Annotated in this window: 21 protein-coding genes and 4 tRNA genes; 15 read left to right on the forward strand and 10 right to left on the reverse strand. The window is 69.9% G+C overall.

From position 1 onward, the window contains the following. Positions 1-12: 12 nt before the first annotated feature. From OG251_RS21205 to OG251_RS21220, 4 genes are all read right to left on the reverse strand, one after another. Positions 13-89 (reverse strand) — tRNA-Phe (locus OG251_RS21205). 22 nt (positions 90-111) lie between these two features. Then, a tRNA-Asp gene (locus tag OG251_RS21210) sits at positions 112-186 on the reverse strand. Between the two features lie 38 nt (positions 187-224). Continuing rightward, positions 225-297 (reverse strand) — tRNA-Glu (locus OG251_RS21215). A gap of 81 nt (positions 298-378) precedes the next feature. Continuing rightward, on the reverse strand, positions 379-1,998 hold the full coding sequence (locus OG251_RS21220) for a metallophosphoesterase (RefSeq protein WP_326678662.1): 1,620 nt from the start codon (positions 1,996-1,998) through the stop codon (positions 379-381). Positions 1,999-2,110: 112 nt separating this feature from the next. On the opposite strand from OG251_RS21220, the gene OG251_RS21225 reads away from it, so the two are divergent. The 7 genes from OG251_RS21225 to OG251_RS21255 all read left to right on the forward strand — a co-directional run bounded on the left by OG251_RS21225 (position 2,111) and on the right by OG251_RS21255 (position 8,874). Beyond that, the gene (locus tag OG251_RS21225; RefSeq protein WP_198953131.1) at positions 2,111-2,461 is read left to right on the forward strand and encodes a metallopeptidase family protein; all 351 of its coding nucleotides are present in this window, start codon (positions 2,111-2,113) and stop codon (positions 2,459-2,461) included. A gap of 140 nt (positions 2,462-2,601) precedes the next feature. Beyond that, positions 2,602-3,069, forward strand: a complete 468-nt coding sequence (locus OG251_RS21230; RefSeq protein ID WP_326681340.1) for a FluC/FEX family fluoride channel — start codon at positions 2,602-2,604, stop codon at positions 3,067-3,069. Continuing rightward, positions 3,066-3,440 (forward strand): fluoride efflux transporter CrcB, encoded by a 375-nt coding sequence (crcB, locus tag OG251_RS21235; protein WP_326678663.1) that lies wholly within the window; start codon positions 3,066-3,068, stop codon positions 3,438-3,440. Before OG251_RS21230 ends, crcB begins: the two co-directional genes overlap by 4 nt. Before the next feature lie 259 nt (positions 3,441-3,699). Beyond that, positions 3,700-4,272: a hypothetical protein gene (locus OG251_RS21240; RefSeq protein ID WP_326678664.1), complete on the forward strand. Its 573-nt coding sequence runs from the start codon at positions 3,700-3,702 to the stop codon at positions 4,270-4,272. A gap of 239 nt (positions 4,273-4,511) precedes the next feature. After that, entirely contained in the window at positions 4,512-6,830 is a 2,319-nt protein-coding gene (locus tag OG251_RS21245; protein WP_326678665.1) for a DEAD/DEAH box helicase, read from the forward strand. Between the two features lie 233 nt (positions 6,831-7,063). Next, the gene (locus OG251_RS21250) at positions 7,064-8,677 is read left to right on the forward strand and encodes an amino acid permease (protein WP_326678666.1); all 1,614 of its coding nucleotides are present in this window, start codon (positions 7,064-7,066) and stop codon (positions 8,675-8,677) included. A 123-nt stretch (positions 8,678-8,800) separates the two neighbouring features. Beyond that, a tRNA-Lys gene (locus OG251_RS21255) sits at positions 8,801-8,874 on the forward strand. Between the two features lie 532 nt (positions 8,875-9,406). Here the strand turns inward: OG251_RS21255 and OG251_RS21265 are convergent. Beyond that, entirely contained in the window at positions 9,407-9,820 is a 414-nt protein-coding gene (locus tag OG251_RS21265) for an NUDIX hydrolase (RefSeq protein ID WP_326678667.1), read from the reverse strand. Beyond that, a complete protein-coding gene (locus tag OG251_RS21270) occupies positions 9,817-10,476 on the reverse strand; it encodes an NUDIX hydrolase (protein WP_326678668.1) in 660 nt (219 codons plus the stop codon). The genes OG251_RS21265 and OG251_RS21270 overlap by 4 nt, the downstream gene beginning before the upstream one ends. A 397-nt stretch (positions 10,477-10,873) precedes the next feature. Between OG251_RS21270 and OG251_RS21275 the strand changes: the two genes are divergently transcribed. The 6 genes from OG251_RS21275 (at position 10,874) to OG251_RS21300 (ending at position 15,510) form a co-directional block, all read left to right on the forward strand. Then, the gene (locus OG251_RS21275) at positions 10,874-11,383 is read left to right on the forward strand and encodes a nucleoside-diphosphate kinase (protein ID WP_326678669.1); all 510 of its coding nucleotides are present in this window, start codon (positions 10,874-10,876) and stop codon (positions 11,381-11,383) included. A gap of 80 nt (positions 11,384-11,463) precedes the next feature. Continuing rightward, positions 11,464-11,763: a hypothetical protein gene (locus tag OG251_RS21280; protein ID WP_326678670.1), complete on the forward strand. Its 300-nt coding sequence runs from the start codon at positions 11,464-11,466 to the stop codon at positions 11,761-11,763. A gap of 161 nt (positions 11,764-11,924) precedes the next feature. Beyond that, on the forward strand, positions 11,925-12,509 hold the full coding sequence (locus OG251_RS21285; protein WP_326678671.1) for a hypothetical protein: 585 nt from the start codon (positions 11,925-11,927) through the stop codon (positions 12,507-12,509). Positions 12,510-12,548: 39 nt separating this feature from the next. Continuing rightward, positions 12,549-13,313 (forward strand): hypothetical protein, encoded by a 765-nt coding sequence (locus OG251_RS21290; protein WP_326678672.1) that lies wholly within the window; start codon positions 12,549-12,551, stop codon positions 13,311-13,313. A 2-nt stretch (positions 13,314-13,315) separates the two neighbouring features. Beyond that, positions 13,316-14,773: a hypothetical protein gene (locus OG251_RS21295; RefSeq protein WP_326678673.1), complete on the forward strand. Its 1,458-nt coding sequence runs from the start codon at positions 13,316-13,318 to the stop codon at positions 14,771-14,773. Next, positions 14,773-15,510, forward strand: coding sequence for a class I SAM-dependent methyltransferase (locus OG251_RS21300; protein ID WP_326678674.1), 738 nt, complete (start codon positions 14,773-14,775; stop codon positions 15,508-15,510). Before OG251_RS21295 ends, OG251_RS21300 begins: the two co-directional genes overlap by 1 nt. Before the next feature lie 689 nt (positions 15,511-16,199). On the opposite strand, the gene OG251_RS21305 is transcribed toward OG251_RS21300, so the two are convergent. Next, positions 16,200-17,219, reverse strand: a complete 1,020-nt coding sequence (locus tag OG251_RS21305; RefSeq protein WP_326678675.1) for a hemolysin family protein — start codon at positions 17,217-17,219, stop codon at positions 16,200-16,202. After that, positions 17,216-18,532 (reverse strand): hemolysin family protein, encoded by a 1,317-nt coding sequence (locus OG251_RS21310; RefSeq protein WP_326678676.1) that lies wholly within the window; start codon positions 18,530-18,532, stop codon positions 17,216-17,218. Before OG251_RS21310 ends, OG251_RS21305 begins: the two co-directional genes overlap by 4 nt. 765 nt (positions 18,533-19,297) lie before the next feature. Here OG251_RS21310 and OG251_RS21315 point away from each other — a divergent pair. Beyond that, positions 19,298-19,519 carry a hypothetical protein gene (locus OG251_RS21315; protein ID WP_073722046.1) on the forward strand — a complete coding sequence of 74 codons (222 nt, stop codon included), beginning with the start codon at positions 19,298-19,300 and terminating at the stop codon, positions 19,517-19,519. Between the two features lie 93 nt (positions 19,520-19,612). Beyond that, positions 19,613-20,698, forward strand: coding sequence for a sporulation protein (locus OG251_RS21320; protein ID WP_326681341.1), 1,086 nt, complete (start codon positions 19,613-19,615; stop codon positions 20,696-20,698). Positions 20,699-20,737: 39 nt separating this feature from the next. On the opposite strand, the gene OG251_RS21325 is transcribed toward OG251_RS21320, so the two are convergent. Both OG251_RS21325 and OG251_RS21330 read right to left on the reverse strand, forming a co-directional pair. Further along, a complete protein-coding gene (locus OG251_RS21325) occupies positions 20,738-21,670 on the reverse strand; it encodes a M56 family metallopeptidase (RefSeq protein ID WP_326678677.1) in 933 nt (310 codons plus the stop codon). A gap of 4 nt (positions 21,671-21,674) precedes the next feature. Next, positions 21,675-22,079, reverse strand: coding sequence for a BlaI/MecI/CopY family transcriptional regulator (locus OG251_RS21330; RefSeq protein WP_073722043.1), 405 nt, complete (start codon positions 22,077-22,079; stop codon positions 21,675-21,677). Between the last annotated feature and the right edge of the window lie 251 nt (positions 22,080-22,330).

The raw sequence follows: 22,330 nt of genomic DNA on the forward strand, positions 1-22,330 counted from the left end.
GGGGCCTTCGGGTGGTGGCTGGGGCCGGGATCGAACCGGCGACCTATCGCTTTTCAGGCGATCGCTCGTACCAACTGAGCTACCCAGCCACGCAGCACACAAGGGCTGCAGCGGTCCTGACGGGATTTGAACCCGCGGCCTCCACCTTGACAGGGTGGCGAGCACTCCAAACTGCTCCACAGGACCAAGCAATGTGCGAGACGAGTCTCGCACACAGTAAAGCGTGCCCCCAACGGGATTCGAACCCGTGCTACCGCCTTGAAAGGGCGGCGTCCTGGGCCACTAGACGATGAGGGCTAATTGGCCCACCTGTTCGCTTTGCAGCGCGTCGGGGACGTGAGAAGCATATGGGATGCGGGGAGCTATCGCCAAAACGGTTTACGGGGAGGTCGCGGCGGGCGTCGGCGGGGGCGAGGCGTTCTTCAGATTCTCCTCCGGCAGATGGCGGCTGACCTCGGCCGTCGTCAGGCCCAGACCGCCCAGCGTGATCTCGTCCCAGGCCTGTAGACGGCGGGTGGCCCGGTCCAGATAGAGCACCGAGGCACGCACCTTCTCGGGCTTCTCGTTCTGCACGGCGCGCAGCCCGCCGCCGCCCGTGGAGCCCTCGACCTTCAGCCGCGTACCGAGCTTCAGGAGTTCGTTCACCCGGTGGTGCACATGCCCGGCGAGGACGAGCGGGACCGTGCCGTCGGTCTCCCGGGCTGCGTTCGGGTCGTGGGCGACCGCGATGTCCACCGGGGTGCCGGCCCGTTTCTGGCCGCGGATCGCCGAGGCGAGCCGCGCGCCCGCCGCCTGTTCGGCCGCCCGGCCCTCGGCTGGGATCGAGCGGTCCGGGGTGAACTGGGGGTCGCCCGTGCCGGCGATCCGCAGTCCGGCCACGCTCACCGCGCTGCCCTCGTCCAGGACGTGCACGTTCTCGAAGCCCTTCAGATACTGCTGGGTGACCGGGGAGTCGTGGTTGCCGCGGACCCAGACGTAGGGCGCGCCGAGATCGCGGATCGGGTCCAGGAAGCCGTTCTCGGCGGCGCTGCCGTGGTCCATGGTGTCGCCGGAGTCGATGATCACGCCGATCTCGTACTGCTCGACGAGCGAGCCGATGATGTGCCAGGCCGCGGGGTTGAGGTGGACGTCGGAGACGTGCAGGACGCGGATGGTGCCGGGGTCGGGGCGGTAGACGGGGAGCGTGGACGTGGCGTCGTACAGCTTGGTGACGTTGGTGACGAGCCGGGCCAGTTCCTGCTGGTAGACGTCGAACTCGGTGACGATCGAGCGGGCGTCGCCGACGACGGACGGGGCGCTGGACAGCAGCCCCGAGAACCGGGGCTCCAGGACGGACTTCGGGTTCCAGGTGGCGTACGCGCTGACGCCGGACGCGGCCAGGAGCGTCAGCGCGAGCCCTCCGGCGGCCATGGCGCGGCGCGGGCGGCGGTAGACGGCGAGGCCGAGCGCGGTGGCACCGGAGACGACGGCCACACAGGACCGCACGGCCAGGTCACGGGTGCCGGTGGCGACGTCCCGGGTGACCTGGTCCTGGAGGCCGGAGAACTGTTCGGGGTGATCGACCAGGGTCTGCGAGCGGGCCGGGTCGAGGCGGTCGACATCGACGTCGAGACGCAGCGGCGCGACGTGCGAGTTCAGCTCCAGGGCGCCGAGCGGGGACACATTGATCCTGCTGCCGCCGGTGAGGGAGGGGCGCAGGGTCATGTTCGTGTCCATGGGGCCGACCGGCGTACGGACGCTGCCCACGGCCAGCAGCCCCAGCCAGGCCCCCAGCACGACGACGGCGAGCAGGCCCAGCGCGCGGAGGTACGGGTTCGGGGCGGCGGCGAGGGGGCCGGTGGGGAGGCCGGGACGCTCGGGCGGGCCGAGGCGTCTGCGCAGCGGGTTGCGGAAGGGGCTGCGGAGGGCGTTGCGGAAGGAGTTGCGGGGGTGCGGGCGCTTGGTTCGGGAGCGGTGCCGGGTGCGGTCGACTGCGGCACGGAACGGGTCGCGGGCCATTGGGCCCGTATGCCCCGATACGGCCCCCGGCATGCGGGGGCACTGTGCCGGGACCCCGGCCCGGACCGGCGGAGCCCGCCCGTTCAGGCCGGTCGTACGTGACAATGGCGGGGTGCTGGAGATGACGCGGGAGCAGTTCGAAGAGCTGGTGAGCCAGGCTCTTGACCGGATTCCGCCGGAGCTGACGCGGCTGATGGACAACGTCGCGGTGTTCGTCGAGGACGAACCGGCCCCCGGCGACCCCGAGCTGCTCGGGCTGTACGAGGGAACGCCGCTCACCGACCGCGGCGAGTGGTACGCGGGCGTGCTGCCGGACCGGATCACCATCTACCGGGGTCCGACGCTGCGGATGTGCGAGTCGCACGAGGACGTCGTCGCCGAGACGGAGATCACCGTGGTCCATGAGATCGCCCACCACTTCGGCATCGACGACGAGCGGCTGCACGCGCTGGGGTACGGGTGAGCTCTCCCCGGCCCGAGCGGGAGCCCGACGGCGACGGCCACGGCGACAGCGATGGCCACGGTGACGGGGGCGGGGGCGGGGGCGGGGGCGGGTTCGGCAACGGTGACCGGGGCCGTGGCGGTCGGGCCCGGGGCCCGGCCATCGACCCCGATGTCGATCTCTCCGTTCCCGCACAACGGGCCGAGACGGCCGGCCGCGAGAAGTGGAAGGTGCTCGGGGCCATCGCGGCGGGCGGCGCGCTGGGTGCCTCCGCGCGGTACGCCGCCCTGCTGCTTTGGCCGGCCGCCGAAGGGGCGTTCCCCTGGGCGGTCCTCGGCGTCAATGTGACCGGCTGCGCCCTGATCGGCGTAGTGATGGTGCTGGTCTCCGAGCGGGGTGTGGTGACCCGTCCGCTGGTGCGGCCGTTCCTCGGGGTCGGGGTGCTCGGCGGGTTCACGACGTTCTCGACGTACGCGGCCGATGTGTCGAAGCTGCTGGTGCGCCAGGAGGCGCTGACCGCCATGGCGTACGCGGTGGTGACCGTCGTGGGGGCGCTCGGCGCGGTGTGGGGCGCGGCCGTGGCGACGCGGGCGCTGCTGGGCGTACGCGGTGGTGGGCGGGCCGCGTGAACTGGCTGCTGGTGGTGATCGGCGGGGCCGTCGGGGCGCCCCTGCGCTATCTGACGGACCGCGCGGTGCAGGCGCACCACGGAAGGGGACTTCCGTATGTGTTCCCGTGGGGGACGTTCACCGTCAACGCGGCGGGCAGCCTGCTGCTCGGGGTGCTGACCGGGGCCGCGGTCTCCGCACATACGTACGCCCTCCTGGGTACGGGCCTGTGCGGGGCGCTGACGACGTACTCGACGTTCTCGTACGAGACGCTGCGGCTGGCCGAGACCGGCCGGGCCTTCCTCGCCGCGGCCAATGTGGTGGTGTCCCTGCTGGTGGGACTGGGGGCGGTCTTTCTGGGCGCGGAGCTGGCGGGCGGGTTCGGGGCGTAACGCGGCGGGCGGGTGGCGCGTCGGGCGTGTCTCCGGCGGGGGTTGGGGAGTTGGGCACGGAGCCGCTCCCGTACGGCCCCGTCGGCGTAGGTCCTCGCGGACTCACGGAGCTGTCCCCGCCCCCGCCACCCGATGTGGCCGCCCCGAGCGGCCGTTCGCGCGGCTGTTCTGCGCGGCCGTCCTGTGCGGCCGTTCCGTTCCGTCGCCGTTGCGCTCCGCCGACCCACTCCGCCGTTCCCTCGTCCCGGAGGTGCCACCCGTGCGCCACTTGTCCGCCCCCGTCCGATGGGCAGCCGTCACCGCGCTGACGATCGTCGCGTCCACAGGCTGTATGAGCGTCGGCGACGACGGCGCCAGGCCGGGGCCCTCGCGGTCCGCGGACGAGAAGGGCGGCGATGCCGAGCCGGACGGCACCGTGCCGGACTCCGGCACGGCCGGCGCCGGCCGTGGCCTCGCGCGCACGCACTCCGACCGGGAGATCCCGGGGGAGCCGGACCCGGACGCCTCGGGGGCCACCTCCTCGGCCGCCCCGGCGGACCGACGCAGGCCCCCGGTCACCCCGCCGCCCACCCTGGGAGGCCGGCCGCCGGCCCCGACCCTTTCCGCTCCGGGGCCCGCGGAGCCGTCGCCGGTCACCCCGGAGCCGCCGAGCCCGTCGGCTCCGGGACCCGATCCCGACCCCGATCCGAAGCCCTCGCAGCCCTCGGAACCGCCCACACCACCCCCCTCGGCCTCGCCGGCCGCGCAGCTCCGTGCCGGTGCGATGACCGCACCGCGGCGGCCGGAGATGCTGCGGACTCCGGAGGCATCACCGCAGGTGGGGCCGGTGTAGGGACGCGAGGGGAGGGGATGGTTTGCGCAATGTGGGTGAGAGTGCGTATGGTGGTAGATCGTTTGATCCCATTGCCCGGCGCCGACACAGAAGAGCGCCGTGTGGCGCGTACTCTCCCTTGCCGTGGCTGGACCGCATTGAGGCGGTCGAAATTGCGAATCACGGAGTTACGGGCGCGTGCCGAGACTCCGGAAGGTTTCGCATTTCGCATGTCAATTTCCAGTTCTGACCACACCGTCATGCCCGAGAACGTCGACAACGCAGAGCTCGCTGAGCTCGCCGAGGCCGTAGTGGCCCAGGCTTCCCAGGCACCCCGGGCCGACGAGACCGTCGCCGACACCATCACCGTCAAGGTCGCCGAGACCGCTGAGGCCGCTGAGGTCCCCGAGACGCAGACCGTCGCAGCCGAGGTCTCCGAGACCGCGGACGCACAGGCCGCCGACGAGGCCGACGCCGAGCCGACCGTCACCTTCAGCTCGCTCGGACTGCCCGACGGCATCGTCCGCAAGCTCGCGCAGAACGGTGTGACCTCGCCCTTCCCGATCCAGGCTGCGACCATCCCGGACGCCCTGGCCGGCAAGGACATCCTCGGCCGCGGCCGTACCGGCTCCGGCAAGACCCTCTCCTTCGGTCTGCCGACCCTGGCCGCGCTGGCCGGTGGCTTCACCGAGAAGAAGAAGCCCCGCGCCGTCATCCTCACCCCGACGCGTGAGCTCGCGATGCAGGTCGCGGACGCGCTCCAGCCCTACGGCGACGTGCTCGGCCTGAAGATGAAGGTCGTCTGCGGCGGTACGTCGATGGGCAACCAGATCTACGCGCTGGAGCGCGGTGTCGACGTCCTCGTCGCCACCCCGGGCCGCCTGCGCGACATCATCAACCGGGGCGCCTGCTCCCTGGAGAACGTCCAGGTCGCCGTCCTCGACGAAGCCGACCAGATGTCCGACCTGGGCTTCCTGCCCGAGGTCACCGAGCTGCTCGACCAGATCCCCGGCGGCGGCCAGCGCATGCTCTTCTCCGCCACCATGGAGAACGAGATCGGCACCCTGGTCAAGCGCTACCTGACCAACCCGGTGAGCCACGAGGTCGACAGCGCCCAGGGCAACGTCTCGACCATGTCGCACCACGTCCTCGTCGTGAAGCCGAAGGACAAGGCACCGGTCACGGCCGCCATCGCCGCCCGCAAGGGCCGCACGATCATCTTCGTCCGCACCCAGCTGGGTGCCGACCGCATCGCCGAGCAGCTCATCGAGTCCGGCGTGAAGGCGGACGCGCTGCACGGCGGCATGACCCAGGGCGCCCGTACCCGCGTTCTTGAGGACTTCAAGAAGGGTTACGTCAACGCGCTGGTCGCGACCGACGTCGCCGCGCGCGGTATCCACGTCGACGGCATCGACCTGGTCCTGAACGTGGACCCGGCCGGTGACCACAAGGACTACCTGCACCGTTCGGGCCGTACCGCCCGCGCCGGCAAGTCCGGTGTCGTCGTCTCCCTGGCGCTTCCGCACCAGCGCCGCCAGATCTTCCGCCTGATGGAGGACGCGGGCGTCGACGCCTCCCGCCACCTCGTGCAGGGCGCGGGTGTCTTCGAGCCGGAGGTCGCCGAGATCACCGGCGCCCGTTCGCTGACCGAGGTCCAGGCCGACTCCGCGAACAACGCCGCCAAGCAGGCCGAGCGCGAGGTCGCCGACCTGACCAAGCAGCTGGAGCGCGTCCAGCGCCGTGCCGGTGAGCTGCGCGAGGAGGCCGACCGCCTGGTCGCCCGCGCCGCGCGCGAGCGGGGCGACGACCCCGAGGCAGCGGTGGCCGAGGTCACCGCCGAGGCGGAGGCCGCGATCGAGGCCGCCGTGTCCGTGCCGGAGCAGCCGGCCGTGCGCGAGGAGCGCCGCGACGAGCGCGGCAACTACGAGCGCCGCGACAACCGCCGTGACGACCGCGGTGGCGACCGTGGCGGTTACCGCGGTGGCAACGACCGGGGCGGCTTCCGTTCCGGTGGTGGCGACCGTCGCGACGACCGTGGCGGCGACCGTGGTGGCCGTTCGTTCGAGCGTCGTGACAACGACCGTCCGTCGTTCAACCGCGACCGTGGCGGCGACCGTCCCACCGGTGGCTTCCGCTCCGGCGGCGACCGTCGCGATGACCGTGGTGGCCGTTCGTTCGAGCGTCGTGACAACGACCGTCCGTCGTTCAACCGCGACCGTGGCGGCGACCGCCCCACCGGTGGCTTCCGCTCCGGCGGCGGCGACCGCCGTGACGACCGTGGCGGCGACCGTCGCGATGACCGTGGTGGCCGTTCGTTCGAGCGTCGTGACAACGACCGTCCGTCGTTCAACCGCGACCGTGGCGGCGACCGCCCCACCGGTGGCTTCCGCTCCGGCGGCAGCGACCGTCCGTTCAACCGTGACCGCCGTGACGACCGTCCCTCGGGCGGCTTCCGCGCCGGTGGCGCCGGCGACCGTCCGACCGGCCGCCGTGATGACCACCGTGGTGCCAACACCGGCACCAACACCGGTTCGTTCGGCCGCCGCGACGACAAGCCGCGCTGGAAGCGCAACGGCTGATCGCGCTCCGCTGAACTGTTGAGCTGCCGCGAGGCGGCTCGGCCGAGCTGCTGAAGCGGGCCCGTCCTTCACGGACGGGCCCGCTTTGTCGTGTCCCCGGCTCTGCGCCGTGGCGTTCCTTCGCCGCTCGCCGCTCGTCTTCGTCCTCGTGCTCGTCTCCGGGAGGAGCGCGAGGTCGTTTCCGGGCCACCTGGTACGCATGTCGGCTGCCCGGCGAGGGAATCGCTGGGGGCATGACAAACGACTCTCCCGCGCCACACGCGGGACCCCCCGGCCCACCGGCATCGTCCGCCCCGCCCACCGACCGGCCCGCGTCCTCCGGTCCGTCCGCATCCCCCGACCGGTCCGCGGCGCCCGGATCGGACGAGGCGCGGCTGGCCGAACTCGGCTACACGCAGGTCCTCGCCCGCCGGATGTCGGCCTTCTCCAACTACGCCGTCTCGTTCACGATCATCTCGGTGCTCTCCGGCTGTCTGACGCTGTATCTGTTCGGGATGAACACCGGCGGCCCCGCCGTCATCACCTGGGGATGGGTCGGGGTCGGCCTGATGACGCTGTTCGTCGGGCTGGCGATGGCGGAGATCTGTTCGGCGTACCCGACCTCGGCGGGCCTGTACTTCTGGGCCCACCGTCTCGCCCCGCCGCGCTCGGCGGCCGCCTGGGCGTGGTTCACGGGCTGGTTCAACGTACTGGGACAGGTCGCCGTCACCGCCGGGATCGACTTCGGGGCGGCGTCGTTCCTCGGGGCGTATCTGAACCTCCAGTTCGGCTTCGAGGTCACGCCCGGCCGGACGATCCTGCTCTTCGCCGCGATCCTGGTGCTGCACGGTCTCCTCAACACCTTCGGCGTCGGCATCGTCGCGGTCCTCAACAGCGTCAGCGTCTGGTGGCACGTGTTCGGCGTGGCCGTCATCGTCGGCGCTCTGACCTTCGTGCCGGACTCGCACCAGTCGGCGTCGTACGTGTTCACCGAGTTCGTCAACAACACGGGGTGGGGCAGCGGCTTCTACGTGGTGATGATCGGCCTGCTGATGGCGCAGTACACCTTCACCGGCTACGACGCCTCGGCGCACATGACGGAGGAGACGCGCGACGCCGCGGTGGCGGGGCCGCGCGGGATCGTGCAGTCGATCTGGACCTCCTGGATCGCCGGTTTCGTCCTCCTGCTCGGCTTCACCTTCGCCATCCAGTCGTACGAGGGAGCCCTCACGTCCCCGACCGGCGCCCCGCCCGCCCAGATCCTCCTGGACGCCCTCGGAGCGACCACCGGCAAGCTCCTGCTGCTGGTGGTGATCGGTGCCCAGCTCTTCTGCGGCATGGCCTCGGTCACGGCCAACAGCCGCATGATCTACGCCTTCTCCCGCGACGGCGCCCTGCCGTTCTCCCACATCTGGCACACGGTCAGCCCCCGCACCCGCACCCCCGTCGCGGCGGTCTGGCTCGCCGCCCTGGGCGCCCTCGCCCTCGGCCTCCCGTACCTGATCAATGTCACCGCGTACGCCGCCGTCACGTCCATCGCGGTGATCGGTCTCTACATCGCGTACGTGATCCCCACCCTGCTCCGCCTCCTGCGCGGCGACGACTTCGCCCGCGGCCCCTGGCACCTCGGCCGCTGGTCCCGCCCGATCGGCATCGTGGCGGTGACGTGGGTCGTGATCATCACGGTGCTGTTCATGCTGCCCCAGGTGTCGCCGGTCACCTGGGAGACCTTCAACTACGCCCCGATCGCGGTCCTGGTGGTACTCGGCTTCGCGGCGACCTGGTGGCTGGTCTCGGCCTGGCACTGGTTCCTGAAGCCGGACAACCCGGATCACAAGCGCACGATCTCCCCCGAACCCCCGCACTGACCCCTCCCCGCCCACACCCCGCACACCCTCCGATCACCCTCCGACCGGGACGACAGGCCCCGGCACCCGATACCGGATCGGCTGCCGGGCTCGGGCGGGCTATGCTCGGGGGTGATTCGCCAGGGGCCGTTAGCTCAATTGGTCAGAGCAGCGGACTTTTAATCCGTTGGTTGTGGGTTCGAGTCCCACACGGCCTACCGTCGGCAGCGAGGGAAAACCCTCTCTGAGCTGCTATTTAGCGCCTCGATCGGGTTTATCCGGTCGAGGCGCTCAGCCTTCTCCGGCCTCGTGCGTGAGCGGACGGACCGGCAGCGGGGGCTACGGAAGAAGCCTTACGGGCACGTGGCACCGGCGCAGCGGGGACTTCTACCGCGGCTTTGTCGACTTCGGTCAGCAGACCCGTGTACGTGTCCGACGTGAGCGTGATCGTGGAGTGGATCAGCGTCTCCGTGATCGTGTGGGTCGATCGCCATACCCGCCGTGGGTGAGAGCGGCCGCGACGTGACGCAGGTCTCGCAGGAGGATCGGCGGCAGGTCGGTGGCGGCGAGGAAACGGGGGAACGTCCGCCAGACGTTCGCGAAGGTCACCACACTGGAGAACGAACGTCCTCGCAGGAAGTAGGGGGGCTGATACTCGCGCCAGGTCCCCCGGTCCGTGGGAAAACCCGTGCTCCTCCCTGCCCTGTCTCAGGACAACGGCAAAGAACCTGTTCACAGGCTCCTGGCCAGTCAGGAGGCGAGGGTCGCGTCCAAGTACTCCTGCACAGGCTCGAACAGCCCGTACGGCACGTATTCGGGGATCTCGTCGTGGGCGACCCAGGCCAGCTCGGCGAGTTCCTCGGTGTCTGCGACGTGGGCGGTACCGCTCAACACGTCACAAGCGGTGTACGACATCAGCCGACCCGTCTTCGGGTGGACCCGCTCGCCAAGCAACTTCACCTCCGCCACAGTCAGCCCGGTCTCCTCTCGAGTCTCCCGCACAGCGGCGTCCTCGCGGGCCTCGCCGGGCTCGACCTCTCCGGCCGGAAACTGCCAGGAGAGTTGTCCCTCGCTGACCCGGCGGCGCACCATGAGTACACGGCCTTCGTTCACCACAATTGCTGCGGCGATGCCCGGACGATCGTCCGTGTTCTGCTGCGTCACGTCTGCTTCTCCAGGGCGGTCAGGACGGGTGGGAAGATCGTATCGACGGGGATGAAGCGGGGTACCGCCTTTCTGGGCACCCACATGACGTCGATGTTCTCGGCCACGTCGCTATTGGTGGCCTGACCAGCCAGATATTCACACAGGAAGTACTCGCACAACACGCCGGTGACGGGATGGAGTCTGTCCCCGAGGCGCTGCCGGACCGCGCAGTGGACTCCCGTCTCGTCCAAGGTCTCCCGCACAGTGGCGGTCTCCGCCCTCCCTCCCGGCTTGATGACGCCGGCCGGGAATTGCCACGTAGTCCCAGTAGCGTCGTCATCTCGGCGGCACACAAGAAGGACATCGCTTTCGCGGACGACTACCGCGATGGCCACCCGCAGCGCCTGCGCGCCGGCGGGCGGCGAGTCCGCTGGGGCCCGTTCTTTCGCCCGTAGGAGGGCGAAGCGCTGTCGCACAGCCGGAGGAGCCTGCTCATGAGCTGTGTCGAGGAGCTGTTGCATCTCCCTGCGGGGCACAAGAGAGGCGTCGGAGTGCCAGGCGGCCACGGTCCTTGCGGCGATGCCCAGGCGGGCAGCGAACTGTTCGTTGCTGAGCCGTAGGGCCGACTGCAACAGGCAGGCGTACCTGCCGCTCCAGCGCTCAACCACGTCCATAAGACTGCCCCTCGTAGCTGTCCCGGTGCAGGAATCCGCACGCCGAAAGTGCACTCCCACTGCACTGGCACTTCATGGTTGCGGGATAGGAGCCCGGGGAGAATCGGAGTCATCGAGGCCCGAGGAAGCGCCCCAGGGCCCAGTGGGTGGGAGACATAGGAGAGGCGCGAAAGCGCCGGACGACCACAGGGGGATTTTAGGTGCCTGTCTCCAGTGGATAACGGAGAAGGAGAAGTTGGCTGAATCGCTCCTCTTGATCAGCTGATCGGTCACGCCAGCCAGCGTTCACCCGTCCGGGGCGTTCCTCGCCCGAACCGACTTGCTGACGCCGGTAGCCTCAGCAGCTGACGGCTGATTGACCGTCATGTTCGTTTGCCGGCATGGAGAGAGGGAGTCAATGCCCGAAGTTCAGGCACACACTGTCGAGCGCACGCTCGTCCTGCTCAAGCCCGATGCGCTGGCGCGTGGCCTGGCAGGAAGGATCATCACGCGGTTTGAGGACGCCGCGCTGAAGATCGTCGGCACGAAGATGAAGTGGATGGACGCAGAGTTCACCCGTCGGCACTACTTCGACCTTGAGGAACGGCTGGGTCCGGAGGTCTACAACGTCACGTCGACGTTCATGCAGCAGGGGCCGGTTATTGCCCTGGTGCTGGAGGGCTTCGATGCCATCGCTACCGTCCGCAAGATCGTCGGCAGCACCTATCCGAACCAGGCTCCGGCCGGCACGGTGCGGGGCGATCTCTCGCACTACAGCGCCGCGGCAAGCATCGCCTCGGGCAAGGCGGTCGCCAACCTTGTGCATGCCTCCGGCAACGCGGAGGAGGCAAAGCAGGAGCTGGAGCTGTGGTTCGGCAAGGACGAACTGCAGGACTACAAGACGCTGGCCGAGATCTACACCTACTAGCAACTGGTCGTAGCGTCACTGCGGGGACGCCGGAGCGTTGATCACCACTGGGGCACGACTGTCTGATCCGAGAGGGCACCATGACCAACTCGACCCGCCCGGCGTCCACCGAGGAACTGGAGTCGATCTTCCAGCGTGAGCTGGTGACCGACCGGTGGGCGGCCGCCGAGACGGCGTACGCCATCGCTGTGCGCCATCGTGACCTGGGGGACCGACCCGCGTCGCGTGAGTGGGCCCAACAGTGTCTGCGTCTGCTGGAGGGCTTCTCCAGCGAGACGGAGGAGCAGGTGGCCACCGGCCGCACGTCGGTGGGAGGCGTTCAGCTGCCGACCTACCTGCATTCGGGGGTCGTCGAGGGACGCTTCGGCGCCCTTGGCTGACGCCCAAAGATGTACCGGGGTGATGCGGTCGGTACCCGCATCGGTCGCACCACCCCGCGCACAACCACCAACCCCCACAGCGATCGCCCGACCGGACAGGCCCTCCTCGCGGCCGGGTCCGGCTAGCTTCGCCATGCCTGAAACCAGGAGGCAACAGTCCCGTGGCTGTCGAGATCGAGATGCGTGCGCGCTTCACCAAGGAGGCCCACGATCAGCTCGTCACCCGCCTGAAGGCGGACGGAGAGGATCTGGGCCCCGACGACAAGCACATTTACTTCTACGTGCTCCCCGACCAGCTCCTGAAGGTCACCGATAACACCGCTGTCGGCACTGCCAAGATCACCCTTAAGGGGAGCAAGATCGGGCAGGGGGCAGCCTTCGCCGAGACCGAGTTCGCCATCGCCCCCGCCGACGTTCCCGCCGCGGTGAAGGTGTTCAACGCCCTCGGGTTCGAGACGGCAATGCACGAGGCGTTCAACTTCCGTCACAACTTCCGCATCGACGACATCGAGATCGCGGTCAAGTGGAGCGAGGCGTGGGGCTACCACGCGGAGTTCGAGGTCCTGCTGGAGGACGGCGCCTCATACGAAGCCCGTGCCGAGGCCGAGGCCAAGATCACGGACGTCGCCACGGTGCTCGGCGTGGCTTTGATGACGGAGCAGGAGCTGGCCGACTTCACCGCCGCGTTCGAGGCGGCCGAGAAGGAAAGCAAGGAGCGCGAGCAGCAGGCCGCGCCGATCCGGTAGGGAACATCACCGCGGAGACCACCAAGGGGGTGGGCACGAGTGAGCACAACCCCGTCAGCCGCAAGTTTGATCGACCTGGCTGCCCGACGGCAGCTTCCGCTCCACCAGCACATGGACTATGCCACCGTCGTGTGGATCAGCGACCACAGGCCCGTCCTGCCATCGGCATCGGCGTCGGCCTTGCGTCCGCAGTCGAAGGAACTGCTCGCTCGCAGCGGACTGCCCACCCGGTGGTGGGCGGACCCACGCCTGTACACGTCGCTCCACGGAGTCCGGCACGCCATGAGGACGGCGGCGCTGGTCTCTGTCCTTGCCGAGGCGAACGGCCTCGACGACACCGACTCCGCCACGGCGATTCTCGCCGCCGCCGTGCACGATTGCCAGCGGCGGCACGACAAGGCCGACTGCGGACATGGCGCCCGCGCGGCCATCTGGCTGGCCGCGAACGCCGACACTGTCTGGAGCCACTTCGGCCTCGCCGCCACACCACGGCGAATCGTGCAAGCGTCCATCGCCATCCGTCTGCACGACATCCCGTACGAGGCGTTTACCGCAGACGACAAGACCGACCACACCCGGGCCGAGCGCATCACCGACGTGGTCAAGGCCGCTGATGCCCTGGACCGCTATCGCCTGCCGAAGCTGAAGTGGTGGCCGGATGCCCGGCATGTGCGTGAGCCCGCCTTCGACCAACTGCGCGGCCTCGCCTTCGACCTGGTACTGATCTCGGAGCGGGCCTATCTCGCCGGGGCCGACGACACCACGGCCGTAGGCTACGCGCTCGCCGAGAAGGGCCTGGTCTGACCATGGACTTCCTCGACTCCTACCACCTGTGGGCCGACGCCCACGCATTCTTCGACTCCACCCTCAGCCCCCGCCCCGGCGATCACGCCCACTCCCTCGCCTCCCAGGCTGCGGGCTGGGACAGACGGCTCGCCGAGGAAACTCCGAACGGCCATTTGCTACGCCAGAATGCCCTCTTCGAGGCACTGAGCGGCAGCGGCAAGCTGCACTTGCTGCACGTCACCCACGCCCTGGAGGCGATCAGCCGACAGGGAGTGCTCTACCCGTCGGGTGGCTGCCTTGTAGGAAGCATCTACTGTGCACCGCTCACGGCGATCGACCGGGGCTTCCGCATGCACAATCTCGGCGACTACGTCCTGACCAAGGAAGCGCCGACCTTCCTGGCCAAGCTCGGCGTCACCGATCGCGTCCCCACTCCGCTGATCTTCGAAATCGACACGCCGCCGCAGGCATACCGCGGTCTCGCCGGCGTGGACTACCTGCGGCTGGGCCTCATCCACCTGCAGATCTACAGCCACCTCGAATACCTGCTGAGCAAGAACGAACGGCACCAGCTGCGCGAGACCGTCGTGTGCCGGGTCAAGAACTCGGCCGCGTTCCTCGCCACCGCTGCCGCCGTCGCCTATCAGAGCACTCGGATTGATGCCGGGCTGTTCCTCAAGCTGCTCGACGAGACGATCCCCCGCCTGCCGATCCTTGGCTACCTGTACTTCGAAGCGGTCGCCGAGTACCTGATGCTCCATTCGACTTCTCACCACACCCGGCGTCTGGCCGAACTCGGCGAGCTGAACAACTGGCTGTACAAGGAGATGTTGTTCGCCTCCTTCCCTGCCATGGCCGGCAAGTTCGACCTCGCGAGTTTCCGCCCCCGGCCGAAGCAGCTGGCCGCGCTCCTCCACCGAGTCGAGCCGACCATCGACATCAGCCACGCGAACGCATACCTGGTCGAGCGAATCAGCTACCTCGTCGCAGCTCGCCTCTTCGCACCCGGTGACGCCCCCGAAGCATGGCACCACACCCGCTGGGAATTCGACTCCCTGGCCGCTCAGTTCGGACCGCTCCTGGGCCACCTCATCCACCGAGAACTGCGTACCTTCGGCCGCTACCCCGATTTCTACTTCTACTTCGACCAGCACAAGGCACTGCAAGCCTGGAACTACTGGAACCACATGGACATCGTCGCCCCGTTCAACGGCACGATGCCCAAGGGCGAGATCGGCATCAACCCGGCCTACCCCAACCTCGACTACCGCGTCTGGCGCGCCGAGCAGGACGACGCCGGCCACCTCCACCCGGCCGAAGAGCTCTCGCTGACCATCACTCCGCGGCTCGTGGACATCAAGTACACCCTGATGCGCAACAACCAGTGGGCCGCCCTGCGCCCAGCGTCGCCTGATCATCGCCAGCGCCATCCGGGGCCCACTCGACCCCGAACGGCCTCACACGCAGGAGACCCGTGATGAGTCCCTCCGGCATGCCCTCCGTCGACCTTCTCGGCGAGCAGATCTCTGCCGTACTCGCCGACCCCGCCACTACCCACGGCCTCGCCCGCACTCTCCGGGCCGCAGCGAAGGAGATCGAACTGCACTGCTACCACCACGCCAGCTGCCGCGCCTGGCCCAACGGCCGGCTCGACGAAAGGCCCATCAAGGTGCAGATCGGCGGCGGGGCTCACCGCGTCGACGGTTTCTTCAACATCGACCTAGTCCCGCCGGCCGACCTCCTGTGGGACATTCGTGAGGGCATCCCTCTCCAGGACGACAGCACCAACGAGATCTTCTCCGAGCACTTCCTGGAGCACATCGACTACCCGCACTCGGCCAAGCACTACGTTCGCGAGGCCCACCGGGTCCTCGTGCCGGGCGGCCGGATCATCACCGGCGTTCCCGACGCCGCCCTCGCCCTGAACCAGTACCCCGGCCCCCTGGACGCCAGCGACGAGACGATCGAGCGCTGGTACGCCAAGCGCGACTGCCGCAGCGACATCAACACGCGACTCGACCTGATCAACCTCGTCTTCCGCGACCAGGACGACGACCCCACTTACACCCCACACCTGTGGGCCTACGACCACGAGAAGCTCGTCCACCTCTTCACCGAGGTCGGTTTCAGCACCGTCGAGCCCTGGACGTTCGATCCCGCCATGGCCAACCCGAAGCGCCGGTGGGGCAGCGTCTACGTCGTTGCGACGAAGTAGCGCCCTCACGCGGCAGCCGGAAAGTCCCGCGGGTCCTCCCTCATCTGCCGCCCAGGACTCTCCGGTCCACCACACATCACGCCGCGCCGCCCGGCCACGCCGCCGACGGAGCCACCACATGAACCAGGCGCCGCCGTCCATCAGCGAACTGACCCTCGCTGCTGCACCGGACGCCGTCGCCTGGGCTCGCTGTCGCACCGTCGGCGTCCTACAGCAACGGCGCGCTTCCCCGCCGAGCCCCTTGCAGACGCCCGGCTCCTCGGCTCGGAACTCAGAACTCACCACCAACGCCATCCGACATGCACGCCCGACGGCGCCCCTGGTACCAACAGCGTCGAATCTGCCGGCCCCCGGCGCGATGTTGCTCGGGCTCTGGCTGAGATCCGCCAACAGCGCGAAAGCTTCTGTCTCTGACTGCCCTCGACCGGCAGAGAGCACCCAAGGGCTGGCCATGGCCACCAACGCGCCTTTCGGTACGCCGCAGCGAGTTGAGCGCCTGCGTTCGGCCCTGGGCCTACGTAGGCCCAAGCTTCCTGCTGCGGCCTGACTTCGGTGTTCGACAACTCGCCGGTGAGGGTTCTGTGCCGTTGTCGCACACCGTCGCAAGGGTTACGCCCCGCGTGCCCGCGCGGCACGCGAACAGCCCTTCCCGCCCGTCCGGGAAGGGCTGTTCGCGCAGTCCGGTATCTCTAGGCGGTCTGCGGGTGGAGCAGCCGGGCCAGTAGGTCGTCGAGGCTGATCAGGCCCGTGAGGCGGCCGTGGTCGTCGCGGATGACGGCCAGTGACGCGCGGTTGCGGCGGAGTTGTTCCACCGCGTGGGAGATGCTGTCGTCACTCTTCAGCTCGGGTACCGGCCGGGCCAGTTGGCGGGCGGTGGTCGAGCGGTCGTGGGCGCGGGCCACCAGGGCGTCGCGGGCGTGGATCGAGCCGAGCACCCGGTCGCCGTCCCGTACCAGGAGGCGGGTGCGGTCGGCGGTGGTCGCTCGGGCCAGGATCGCGTCGAGGCCCGCGTCGGCGGGGACGGTGATGATGTCGCCCGCCGGGATCCGGAGCTCGGATACCGGGGTCTGCGGTTCGGTCAGGGAACGGGTGATGAGCTCGGAGTCGGTCTTGTTGATCAGGCCGAGGCGCTCGGATTCGGCGACCAGCTGCGTGAGCTGTTCGCGGTTGTGGACGGAGGTCAGCTCGTCGCGTGGCTGGACGCGGCACAGGCGTACGAGGGCGTTGCTGATCGTGTTGAGGAACCGGATCAGCGGGCGCACGGTCCTGACCAGTGCGCGGAAGGGCGGCGTGAGCAGCATCGCGGAACGCTCGGGGTGGGCGATGGCCCAGGACTTCGGCGCCATCTCACCGACCACCATGTGCAGGAAGACGACGATGAGCATGGCGAGGGCGAAGGCGATGCCGTAGCTGAGGCCGCTGGGCAGGCCCAGATCGACCAGCAGCGGGTCGATCCGGTGCGAGATGGCGGGCTTGGAGAGGGAGCCGAGGCCCAGGGTGCAGATGGTGATGCCGAGTTGGGCGCCCGCGAGCATCAGGGACAGCTCGCGCATTCCGGCGAGGGCCGCTCCGGCGCCCCGCTGCCCTTCGGCGGCGGCCTTCTCCATACGGTGGCGCTTGGCCGCCACCAGGGCGAACTCGGCGGCGACGAAGAATCCGCTGCCGATGAGCAGCAGGACGGTGATGAGGACGGCTACGGGGAAACTCATGCCTGTGCCTCCTCGGCCGGGTGCTCGGCCGGCTCGATGCGTACGCGTTCGGGAACGTGGCGGTCCAGGCTCAGCACCTGGATGCGGACGCCGTCCGTGGTCAGGAGGTCGCCGATGGCCGGGAAGCGGCCGAGCCGGTCGATGATCAGGCCCGCCACGGTGTCGTAGTCCTCTTCGCCGGGAAGCGCGATGCCCGTGGCCGACTCGACCTCGTCCAGGCGTCGGCCGGCGTCCACGAGCCAGCCCGCTCCGTCGGCGACCGCGAGCTCGACGACGGTGTCGCTCTCGTCGGCGATGTCGCCGACCAGCTCCTCGGCGATGTCCTCGTACGTGACGACTCCCGCGATGCCCCCGTGCTCGTCCAGGACGACCGCGAACTCGTCGTCCCGCTCCCGCATCCGCGCCACCGCGTGCGGCAGCGGAAGCGTGTCGGGCAGCAGCAGCGGCCGGTGGGCCACCTCGCCCGCGGTGGTGCGCTCGAACCGGGCGGCGGGCAGCCGCATCAGATCCCGTACGCCGAGGACTCCCGCGACATCGTCGGGGTGATCGCCCACCACCGGGTAGTTGGAGTGGCCGTGCCTGGCGATGAGTTCGACCGCCTGCGCGGCGGTGGCGTCCTGGCGGACGAACACGGCGTCGGCGCGGGGGACCATCACCTCGTCCAGGGTGCGTTCGGAGAACGCCAGCGCGTGGTCGAGGAGTTCGGCGGTGTCGGCGGGCAGATGCCCCTGCTCGTGGGACTCGCCGATGAGATGGCTGAGCTCTTCGAGGGTGGCCCCGTGATGCAGTTCCTCGACCGGCTCGATCCGCATGGTGCGCAGCAGCTTGTTCGCGGCCCCGTCGAAGACGCGCACCACGGGGCCCACGATCCTCAGATAGACGAGGGTGGACGGGGCCAGCGACTTGGCCAGCCGTTCGGGTACGGCGAGCGCCAGATTCTTCGGCGCCAGCTCGCCCAGCACCATCTGTACGAAGGTGGCGAGGACGAAGGCGAGTACGACGGAGATCGCGGAGACGGCTCCGTCCGGCAGACCGAGGCCCTCCAGTACGGGCCTGAGCAGTGCGGAGACGGACGGCTCGGCGAGGAAACCGACCACCAGCCCGGTGACGGTGATGCCCAGCTGGGCGCCCGAGAGCATGAACGAGAGCCGCCCGAGCACCTTCAGGGCGCGTGCGGCCCGCTTGTCGCCCGCCGCGGCCTCGCGGGCGAGTGCCAGCCGGTCGACGGCGACGTACGCGAATTCCTGGGCGACGAAGTATCCGGTGCCGGCGGTCAGTACGACCACGGCCAGCAGCCCCAGCACGGCGTTCATCGGCAGGTCGATCGCGTGGGGGCACCCTGCCGCCGCCGTGCGTCACGGCGGGGGGCGGGGGGTCTCGGACTGTGCCCCGGCGAGTCGGGTGCCGTCGGTCTGGCGGACAAGGAGCGCTCCTTCTGGAGGGGTGGGGAGGGTGGAGGGCGGAGGGCCGGGTGCCGGGCGGGGTGTTGAGCCGGACGCCCGGCAGGGTGCTCGGGCGTACGCCGGGCGGGGTGTTGAGCCTGGTGTCGGGCCCGGTGCCGGGCCGCATGCCGGGCGGGGCGCTGAGGCGTACGCCCGGCGGGATGCTCAGGCGCACGCCGGGCGGGGCGCTGAGTCGTACGCCGGGGCGGGAGAGGGACGGTTCGCGCGGGGCCTTCAGGCACAGCTTCGTTCACCGTGTCACTCCCGTTCCGCGGTTCCTGCGCGGGAGGCGGGGAGTGGCACGGCCGGTACTGGGAGGCTCACCCATCGCGGGTCCGTGGCTCCTTGTCAGGGGTCAGATCAGTGGGTGCCGAAGGGGCGTACTTCTACACTCACTGTAAAGGAACGGCAAACGGACCCTGCGGGGGACGGCGCTCCTCAGGTCTTCGGGTTCGGACCCGGACGGCATCTTCCCGGCCCTATGCTTCTACACGCGTGTAGAAGAAGTGTGGGGCGGCCCGGACTTCCGGCTTCGCCCTGCGCGCGAACGGAGTTCCGACGGGGGCGCACGACGACCGGTCCCCGGCCCGGACCGGTCGCACGCACCATCCATCCGAATTCCGTGGGAGGACCGTCGTGGCTTCGATCGATCTGGACAAGGTGCTGGACAAGGCATGGGCGGACAAGAGCCTGCCGGAGATCCTCGACGCACCCGTGTCCGCGCTGAAGGGGGTCTCCGACCGCGGCGGTGAGCTGCTCCAGGAGGCGTTCGGCGTCAAGACCGTCGCCGATCTCGCAGAGCTGAAGTACGCGCGCTGGGCGCAGGCCCTGGCGGCACTGGGCGCGACCGCCAAGTAGGCATGGTGTGCGGGCCGGTGTGCCACGGACGCCCGCGGCACACCGGCCCGCCGCTCCGGAATCACCCGCAGAGAAGAAGGAGTGAACGCCACGATGGTGTTCAAACGGCTGCTCGGCTCACTCGGCGTGGGCGGGCCCACGGTGGACACGGTCCTCGACGCGGGCGCGTTCGCGCCCGGCGGCAGCCTCGACGGCCAGGTCCATCTCCAAGGCGGTGACGCCGACTTCACCATTGAGCAGATCACCCTGGAGCTGGTGGCCCGGGTCGAGGCCGAGCGCGAGGACGGCGAACACGAGGGCACCGTCGTCTTCGACCGCTTCGCCGTCGGCGGCAACTTCCGCCTCGCCGCGGGGGAGCGGCGCAGCATCCCCTTCGGTGTGACGCTGCCGTGGGAGACCCCCGTCACCGAACTCCACGGCCAGAGTCTCGGGGTGGTCCTCGGTGTGCGTACCGAACTGTCGGTGGCGGGCGCCAAGGACAAGGGCGACCTGGACCCGCTCGCGGTGCGCCCCCTGCCCGCGCAGGAGGCGATCCTCGAAGCCTTCGGGCAGAGCAGCTTCGGCTTCAAGTCGGCCGACCTGGAACTGGGGCGGATCAGCGGGACCGGCCAGCAGTTGCCGTTCTACCAGGAGGTCGAGCTCACCCCCTCGGCCCGGTACGCGCACGCGGTCAACGAGATCGAGGTGACCTTCCTCGCGCATCCGGGCGGGATGGAAGTGGTCCTGGAGGCCGACAAGCGCGGGGGGCTCTTCGCCGAGGGCCACGACACGGTGACCCGCTTCACCGTGAGCCACCACGATGTCGGCCGGCGTGACTGGAACGCCGAGGTCGACGGCTGGATGGGCCAACTGGTCGAGCACCGCGCCTCGTACGGCACGCATGCCTCGTACGGCACCCACGGCACCCACGGAGCCCATGACGCGTACGGCTCACACGGCACCCACGGCTCGTACGGGCACCAGGATCCGTATCAGGCGGACCGCTTCGGCCATGGCGAGCCGCACCACGGGGAGGGGCACGGTCACCGCTCCGGACCCGGGATGGGCACCGTCGTCGCAGCCGGTGCGGCAGGACTCGCCGTCGGGGTGGTCGGCGGGATCGTCGCGGCCGAAGTGGTCGACGAGATCGGCGACGCCTTCGAGGGCGAGGACGAGGAAGAAGAGGGCGAGGAGGGCTGAGGCGGCCCCGACGTCCCGCGAGCGCCCGGGGCCCCGCCTCTACATCGGTGTCGCGGCGTGCAGGACGAAGTACAACGTGATGGCCGAGTTGGCGGAGGACAGCGCCGAGACGGTGGTGCCCGCCGCCGCTCCCCAGGCCGCCAGCCCCACCGTGGTGAAGACGGACGGCCACACACGCGCGGCGGGGGCCGGTCCGAGCAGGGCGGCCACCCGGCGCGGCACCGGCCCGGCCGTCGCGAAACCGGCGAGCGTGGCGACCGGCGCTCCGCGTGAGACCAGGGCGGTCTTGCCGATCGCGCGGGCCACCGTGCGCCGGCTGCCGATCGCCGCCGCAGCGTCCTCGTCCGCCCACCGTTCGGCGGTGTAGATCACGGCCGTACGCAGCGGGCGCAGGAACGGGTTGGCCCGCGCGGCCAGCTGCACCGCCAGCAGGAAGCGATGGTGGCGCCCGGTCAGATGGGCACGCTCGTGGGCGAACAGGGCCCGGCGCTCCGGGGCGTTCAGACCGGCCAGGATGCCGGTCGTCACGACGATCCGGTCACGGCGCCCACCCGGCAGGGCGTACGCGTACGGCGTCTCGTCCGGCAGCACCGCCACCGGCCTGCTGGGCAGCCACGCCAGAGCCTGTCCGGCCCGGCGCCGCACCCGGTGATGCCGCCATGCCGTCCTCGCACACGCGATGAGCACGCAGAACAGGGCGGGGATCGCCACCTTGCCCGCCACCTCGTCGTACGGCAGGGCCTCGCGCACCTCCGGGTCCGACCAGGCGTCCGGCAACGGGTTGCCGGGCAGCTGCGCCGTGCCGACGACCATCAGCAGCGCCAGGCACAGCGTGCTGCAGACCGCGAGCACGGCGGCGACCGCCGTCAGCAACAGGGTGGCGGCGCGCGGATGGAGGTGCTGCTCGGCCAGGCGCGCGATCGGCCATGCGCTTAAGGGCAGTACGAGTGGCAGGAAGACGAAGACCCCCATGACGTCAGTCTTCCGCGTCGTCGGTCGTCTGGGCGAGCAGGCCGCGCAGCAGCTGTTCGTCGCCGGGGGACAGGGCGGTGACGAAGCTGGCGAGGACGGCCTCACGGTCCGACTCCCCGTCCAGCACCTTGCGCATCCGCAGGGCGGCGAGCCCCGCCTCGTCGGCGGCCGGGGTCCAGGCGAAGGACCGGCCGGTCCGCTCGCGGGCGACCGCTCCCTTGGCGTGCAGGCGCGTGAGGATGGTGATCACGGTGGTGTACGCGAGGTCTCCGACCAGCCGCTCCTGCACCCAGGCGGCGTTCACCGCGCCCGGTGCCTGGCGCAGCGCGGCCAGTACCAGTGCTTCCAGCTCTCCCTGGCCCCGGCGGCGGTGATGCCGGCCGATACCGTCCTGGCGCTGTTCCGTCATGCCGTCTCCCGCCCGCCTCGTGGCCTCGCCTGCCGCCGCGGGGCGGTTCATCGTACTGACTGATGGCCCGGCCCTTCGCCTCCGTCCGGCCGCCGTCGGTGCGGATGCCCTGCCGCAGGGCCCGGAGGAGCGGCCCGCAGCGTTCCGTATCGGCCCCCCCAATGGTTTCTACAGTGCTGTAGATTTTGGGGTGTCACTGGGAACCGGGTAACGGACCCGGCTCCTTCGCACGGGATACACGCGGGATAGGG

The organism is Streptomyces sp. NBC_01237 (genome assembly GCF_035917275.1).
GTDB lineage: Bacteria > Actinomycetota > Actinomycetes > Streptomycetales > Streptomycetaceae > Streptomyces.

Bases quoted from the DNA above. Each gene is read 5' to 3' on its own strand.
- OG251_RS21220 (WP_326678662.1), bottom strand. From the start codon at position 1,998: ATGGCCCGCGACCCGTTCCGTGCCGCAGTCGACCGCACCCGGCACCGC.
- OG251_RS21245 (WP_326678665.1), top strand. From the start codon at position 4,512: ATGCCCGAGAACGTCGACAACGCAGAGCTCGCTGAGCTCGCCGAGGCC.
- OG251_RS21250 (WP_326678666.1), top strand. From the start codon at position 7,064: ATGACAAACGACTCTCCCGCGCCACACGCGGGACCCCCCGGCCCACCG.
- OG251_RS21270 (WP_326678668.1), bottom strand. From the start codon at position 10,476: ATGGACGTGGTTGAGCGCTGGAGCGGCAGGTACGCCTGCCTGTTGCAG.
- OG251_RS21275 (WP_326678669.1), top strand. From the start codon at position 10,874: ATGCCCGAAGTTCAGGCACACACTGTCGAGCGCACGCTCGTCCTGCTC.
- OG251_RS21280 (WP_326678670.1), top strand. From the start codon at position 11,464: ATGACCAACTCGACCCGCCCGGCGTCCACCGAGGAACTGGAGTCGATC.
- OG251_RS21295 (WP_326678673.1), top strand. From the start codon at position 13,316: ATGGACTTCCTCGACTCCTACCACCTGTGGGCCGACGCCCACGCATTC.
- OG251_RS21300 (WP_326678674.1), top strand. From the start codon at position 14,773: ATGAGTCCCTCCGGCATGCCCTCCGTCGACCTTCTCGGCGAGCAGATC.
- OG251_RS21305 (WP_326678675.1), bottom strand. From the start codon at position 17,219: ATGAGTTTCCCCGTAGCCGTCCTCATCACCGTCCTGCTGCTCATCGGC.
- OG251_RS21310 (WP_326678676.1), bottom strand. From the start codon at position 18,532: ATGAACGCCGTGCTGGGGCTGCTGGCCGTGGTCGTACTGACCGCCGGC.
- OG251_RS21320 (WP_326681341.1), top strand. From the start codon at position 19,613: ATGGTGTTCAAACGGCTGCTCGGCTCACTCGGCGTGGGCGGGCCCACG.
- OG251_RS21325 (WP_326678677.1), bottom strand. From the start codon at position 21,670: ATGGGGGTCTTCGTCTTCCTGCCACTCGTACTGCCCTTAAGCGCATGG.
- OG251_RS21330 (WP_073722043.1), bottom strand. From the start codon at position 22,079: ATGACGGAACAGCGCCAGGACGGTATCGGCCGGCATCACCGCCGCCGG.